Origin of the sequence: Azohydromonas aeria (assembly GCF_009760915.1) — a bacterium.
In the GTDB taxonomy this organism is placed as follows: domain Bacteria; phylum Pseudomonadota; class Gammaproteobacteria; order Burkholderiales; family Burkholderiaceae_C; genus Azohydromonas; species Azohydromonas aeria.
The window spans coordinates 1-1,115 of record NZ_VIDQ01000202.1 but is presented as its reverse complement, the minus strand read 5'-3'; the positions used below and the strand labels follow the sequence as shown (position 1 = coordinate 1,115).

Here is a 1,115-nt window from a genome sequence, read left to right as displayed (position 1 = left end):
AAACAGTGCATGCACCGATTTGTTCGCCGGCGTACGCGAGATGTGAACCTCGAAAGTAGTTCATGATTCGTTGCGGCATGCCTTGCAAAACCTTCATGAAATCGTGTGCGACGCTGCGCAGAATTCCGCGGCTGCTTGATGCCGGCCGTGTGCGCAATTCGGTCTTGAGGTCCCGGTTGACCAACTCATCAGGGTTCAGTTCAGGCGAATACGGCGGCAGGTAGAACAACTCGATTTCGTTATTGTGCGCGCGCAGCCAGTCCTGAACTTTATTGGCCTTGTGCACCTTCAAGTTGTCCACGATCAGGAATACCTTGGACTGCGCATCATGAATCAGGTCGCACAGGAACTCGATGAACCGCTCAGCATTGATAGCCCCATCGTGAAACTCAAAACGCAGCAATCCCTGATTGGTCAGCGCCGAAATCATGGTGATGCCTGGCGTGGGCCGCTTGGTGGCGTAATCCTCAGTCGGCGTGTGGCCCGCAGGTGCATAGCCTCGTATCCAGGCTGTGTCCTGCCGCACTGCCGTCTCGTCTTCCCAATAGATGACACCATGCTCAGCCTTGGCCCGGCGCACGATGTCGGGATACGCCACCTCCAACCAATACCTCACGTCCGCGGGACGTTGCTCCAAGGCCCGCTTGGCAGGCCGCTGCGGCGTGAAATGCCAGCGCTTCAGATACTCGCCCACCGTGCGAATGGGCATGTCAACGCCCCACATGACTTTGACGGCCTGCTGCACGGCCGCACGCGTCCACATCGCATAAGGCAATCCTAGTCGAGACGGGCTGCCTTCCATAATTTTGTCACGCAGCAGTGTTTCCTGCGCCAAGCTCAAGGTGCGATTTTCTCCAAATCCGTGTCCGCGCTTACCGGAAACTACACATTTCAATTCATCGTCACCACCAACCCCAAACTTGGCGGCCCACTTGATAACAACGCGCCGGCTCACACCAAGTGCTTCCGCTATTGCGCTCCAGGTGCGCCCTGACTTGCGCAGTTCATGTGCCTGTCGCCGCAGGTACTGCAGTGTGTCTTCGGAAAGATGGCGACCGTCGATCTTGCTCATGAACACAATATAGGCGGTGAATTATTGAATTGCCAGGTTAATA

At 56.1% G+C, this 1,115-nt stretch carries 1 protein-coding gene; it reads right to left on the bottom strand.

Going from position 1 to position 1,115, the window contains the following annotated elements; translation table 11 throughout:
- Window positions 1-1,072: IS630 family transposase (locus tag FJ694_RS36510; protein ID WP_157272402.1), on the bottom strand; the 1,072-nt coding region annotated here is incomplete at its 3' end.
- Between the last annotated feature and the right edge of the window lie 43 nt (window positions 1,073-1,115).